Source organism: Pseudomonas sp. P5_B2 (genome assembly GCF_056400445.1).
In genome coordinates, this window is record NZ_JBFULH010000344.1 from 1 (window position 1) to 4404 (window position 4404).

Annotated in this window: 5 protein-coding genes; 3 read left to right on the top strand and 2 right to left on the bottom strand. The window is 59.7% G+C overall.

Going from position 1 to position 4404, the window contains the following annotated elements; all coding sequences use genetic code 11:
- Positions 1-1492 (bottom strand): RHS repeat domain-containing protein (locus AC1DRJ_RS19945; protein WP_477803663.1); only part of this gene is annotated, 1492 nt, incomplete at its 3' end.
- A 165-nt stretch (positions 1493-1657) separates the two neighbouring features.
- Between AC1DRJ_RS19945 and AC1DRJ_RS19950 the strand changes: the two genes are divergently transcribed.
- The 3 genes from AC1DRJ_RS19950 to AC1DRJ_RS19960 all read left to right on the top strand — a co-directional run bounded on the left by AC1DRJ_RS19950 (position 1658) and on the right by AC1DRJ_RS19960 (position 3530).
- The gene (locus AC1DRJ_RS19950; RefSeq protein WP_477803664.1) at positions 1658-2122 is read left to right on the top strand and encodes a multidrug transporter; all 465 of its coding nucleotides are present in this window, start codon (positions 1658-1660) and stop codon (positions 2120-2122) included.
- Positions 2123-2154: 32 nt separating this feature from the next.
- Positions 2155-2979: an SDR family oxidoreductase gene (locus tag AC1DRJ_RS19955; RefSeq protein ID WP_477803665.1), complete on the top strand. Its 825-nt coding sequence runs from the start codon at positions 2155-2157 to the stop codon at positions 2977-2979.
- Between the two features lie 152 nt (positions 2980-3131).
- On the top strand, positions 3132-3530 hold the full coding sequence (locus AC1DRJ_RS19960) for a DUF4440 domain-containing protein (RefSeq protein ID WP_477803666.1): 399 nt from the start codon (positions 3132-3134) through the stop codon (positions 3528-3530).
- A gap of 127 nt (positions 3531-3657) precedes the next feature.
- Here AC1DRJ_RS19960 and AC1DRJ_RS19965 read toward each other — a convergent pair.
- Positions 3658-4404 (bottom strand): efflux RND transporter periplasmic adaptor subunit (locus AC1DRJ_RS19965; protein WP_477803667.1); only part of this gene is annotated, 747 nt, incomplete at its 5' end.

The following is a 4404-nucleotide window of genomic DNA, read 5'->3' on the forward strand; positions in this document are numbered from 1 at the left end:
CTTCAGCGATCACGGTGCGGGCGTTAGTCTGCAACGAGCGGATTTTGCGCACCCGCTGGCCACCACCATCGTAGGCGTAGGTCTCACAGTCATTGCGTCCGGTATCGCGTTCCACCGGGCTGACCGACTGCAATTGATTGCGCAGATCCCACGTCAAAAACCGCCCCTGATCCAGCTCCAGCAAATTGCCCCTGGCGTCGAATGCAGCGGCAAGCTCGTCTTCAGTCGGCGGCACACCGTTGCGCCAGGGTAGACAGCGATTGCTGTACCGGGCGGCCTTGAGTTCACGTCCCTGACTTTGTGCGCCGACGTGTGTCAGCTTCAGCAAATTCCCGCTTTCGTCATAGCTATAGGTTTGTTGGTAATTACTGAGAGCCGCAGGATCGTTGCGCCCGACGGATGCCGGCCCTTGGCTGGCGGCACCCGYCTCCCAGCCAGACGCCACGCTCAATTGATAAAGACTGTCGTAGATAAATCGACTGACAGGTTCGATGCGTTGGTTGTTGAAGTAACGCACCGACAACGCCTTGTCCTCGATGCTCAGCACATTGCCCATTCGGTCATAGGCGTAGAGCAGGTGTTGCAGCAATCCACTGTGATCGCTGTGCGCCCGACGTTCCAGCAGTCGACCGTCTTCAGGACGGTATTTGAGCGTCGTTCGTACGCCGTTGCCCGCCACTTCTCCTGTGATCTGGCCCTCGGCGTTGTACTCGATATCACTGACCAGTGTTTGCCAAACGCGCTTGCCTGCGAGCCTCAAGGCGCTTTGGCGTAACCGGCCGTCAAGGGTGAGGCCAAAGGTCTGACAGTTCTGCCTGGCATCGACTGATTCCAGCACATTCCCCAGCGGACCAAACCGCCACGTGGAAACGGCCCCCTCGCCGGGCTCCAACACAGTGTTGCGATCAGCAATCGGTTCCGGCCAATCAGGGGTGACGGCGTCCAGCGTGAAGTGTTGAACATGTCTTGTGCATTGGCCGGTGATCGCAAACTCCTCAAACAAAACAGTGCCACCGGGACCATCTTGCCGAATCAACTGGCCGAGAAGGTTGCGGTCTTGACCGGCACGACCATATTCCATCCGCTCGGCACACCTTGGTGGCTGCGTGACGGGGTACTCAAACACCGCCACGGGGCGCAGCAAGTCGTCGTACTCAACCTCACGGTGAGTACCGCGACTGTCCCAACCTTGCAGCACTTCATGGGCCAGGCCGAAAAGAGTGATCTGCGAGCCGGCATCCATGCTGAGCGTCGACACCGCGTCGAACAACGAGTGCACCGTCACGAGATTGGCGGGCGCCAGCGGGTTCTGTTCCTGTAGCAACCAAAGCCGTGGGTCCCACTGTTTGACGGCATGCCCGGCGGCATCGTGCAGGGTGCGGTTGATACGAGCCTGAGCCGGCTTACCGTCAACCTCGCGCCAGTAATCAACTGAACGGATCGGCAACTCTCGCGGATCGACAACGGTCAACGTGGGGGTTTTGTAATGCATGCCGGCGCCTCCGTGTAAGCCAGCGTGTATCTAACCGTTCGTGGCAACAACGGGCGACTGTCAGAAATTACAGTACCGACCAACGGCAACCGACCTGATCCAGGAATGTCCATTCCCACAGCCCTTCGGTAGGATGGTGGTCATGAGTTCAAGGAGCGTACCTACATGTTCATCGGCGTCCTGCTGGTCATTACCTGGCTGATTTTGCTACTGCGTTACCCGGCAAAGGCGTTTCCCGTTTCTGTGGCGGCTGCAGTCGGTTTGGCGTTGGTGTCCACGTGGGTGATTTGGCTGGATAACCGCGAGGTCAAGCAACTCGCACGCCTTGAGCTGCGCATTACCTACGCGCCCGAGCAGTGCCCGGCGGATCGTCCGTTGCAGCTTAAGATGAACAACGGCAACGACGTCCCGCTGACCGAATTGCGCTGGCGAATCGCGGCGTATGCGCCGGGCGATACGGTGAATCTGGCTGATAACCAATATACCGCCCCGCGCTACCGGGGCCCCGGCGAATTGCAGGCGGGCGCCAAATGGGAGGACTGCTTGCCACTGCCGCCCTTGCGCCCCGGCTATCGCCCACAAACCCTGGAGTTTCGCGCCGAGCGTTTGCAGGGTAGTTTCTCCGACTGATTGCCTACTTTCTTTTGCACAAGGACCGCGCCATGCCCGTTGCGTTGATTACCGGTTGTTCGAGCGGCATTGGCCGCGCCCTCGCCGAGGTGTTCAAAGATGCCGGATACGAAGTCTGGGCCAGCGCCCGYAAGGCTGAAGACGTGGCCGCTTTAACGGCTGCCGGTTTTACCGCCGTGCAACTGGACGTCAATGACAGCGCAGCACTCGAACAGCTGGCTGAACAGATCAATCAGCAACGTGGCGGCCTCGACGTGCTGATCAACAACGCCGGATATGGCGCCATGGGGCCGCTGCTCGACGGCGGCGTTGCGGCCATGCAACGGCAATTTGAAACCAATGTATTCGCGATTGTCGGCGTCACCCGCGCGCTGTTCCCGGTGCTGCGTCGCGCCAAAGGTTTGGTGGTGAATATCGGCAGCGTTTCAGGGATTTTGGTCACACCGTTTGCCGGGGCCTACTGCGCGTCGAAAGCGGCCGTTCATGCCTTGAGCGATGCATTGCGCATGGAGCTCGCGCCGTTCGGGATCCGCGTGATGGAAGTCCAGCCAGGCGCCATCGAATCCAGCTTCGCTAAAAATGCCGGGCATGAAGCTGAGCAACTGATCACCGAACAATCGCCGTGGTTTCCCCTGCGCGAAGGCATTCGTGCACGGGCCAAGGCTTCACAGGACAAACCGACACCGGCCAGGGAGTTTGCAGAGGGTCTGCTCAAGGCTGTGCAGCAGAGCAAACCACCGCGCCTGATTCGATTGGGCAATGGCAGCAGGGCGTTGCCGTTGTTGGCGGGGTTGTTGCCCAAGGGGTTGTTGGAGATGGGGTTGATGAGGCGGTTCGGGTTGCGCGGGCAGCTCTGAGACCGAGTCGACACTATCGCGGGCAAGCCCGCTCCCACAGGGTTCTGCTGGGTGGCATAGATAGCATTCACACCAAAGATCACTGTGGAGCGAGACCGGCTTGCCGGCGATAGTGTCAGAACAGACACCGAAAAATTTCAGGACACACTTCCATGACCGACTACACCGACTACTTCGACGAAGTCATCCAGGCCCACATCGCCATCGAACACTGGCTGGCCGAGGAACAAGACGCGTCCGCGCTTGAACAGCTCCTGAGTCGATTTTCGCCACAGTTTTCCATGGTCTCACCGTTAGGCCGGGTGCTGGATTTCGAGGCGTTGAGCGAGTTGTTTCAGCTCGCGGGCGGCAAGAAGCTTGGGTTCAGGATCGAGCTTAGCGAGCTGCGCGGTATTGCCCTGTACGAGGATGGTGCCGTCGTGAGTTATCGCGAGCAACAGACCGATGCCACCGGGTTGCACTCGGATCGGCGTTCGACCGTGGTGTTTGAGAAGCAGCCCGATGGCAGGCTCATCTGGCGGCATTTGCATGAGACGTTTTGCAAAGGCTGAGACCGCGCCGCGTCCATCGCGAGCAGGCTCGCTCCCACATTCACCGCGTTGGATTCAGATTGTGTGACCAACGCAAATCCCCTGTGGGAGTGAGCCTGCTCGCGATGGGGTCAACTCGGTCTAACGACTAGTTAACCACCACCGTACACGTAATCCCCGCCGCCAACAGCACCCCCTCCGGCACTTCATCAATGTGAATCCGCACCGGCACGCGCTGCGCCAGCCGCACCCAGTTAAATGTCGGGTTCACATCGGCAATCAGCTCGCGACTCTGCGGGTTATCCCGGTCATAGATGCCGCGAGAAATACTCTCCACATGTCCTTTCAGCACTTCGCCGCTCATCAACTGCATGTCGGCCTTGTCGCCTACCCGCACATGCGGCAGCTTGGTTTCTTCGAAGAAGCCATACACCCAGAACGAGTTCATATCGACCACGGCCATTTTCGCTTCGCCAATGCGCGCGTAGTCGCCGCGATGGACGTTGAGGTTGGTCACGTAACCGTCCACCGCCGCGCGAACTTCGGTGCGCTTGAGGTTCAGTTCAGCCGCTTCGAGTTGCGCTTGTGCATGTTGATAGTCAGCCAATGCCGAGTCGGCAATGTTGCTGGCGTCATCACGGTTTTCCCGGGAGATCACCAGGTTGTCCATGTCGGCGCGCCGGCGGGCGTTGACCTTACGCATCTCCCACGTGGCCTTGCGTGAGGCGACCAGCGACTGCGCCTGTTTGACCGCAATGCGGTAATGCTCGGGGTCGATCTGCATCAGCAAGTCGCCCTTCTTCACCTGCTGGTTATCGCGCACCGGCACGTCCACCACTTCCCCGGTGACGTCGGCGGCGACGTTGATGATGTCGGCGCGCACCCGGCCGTCGCG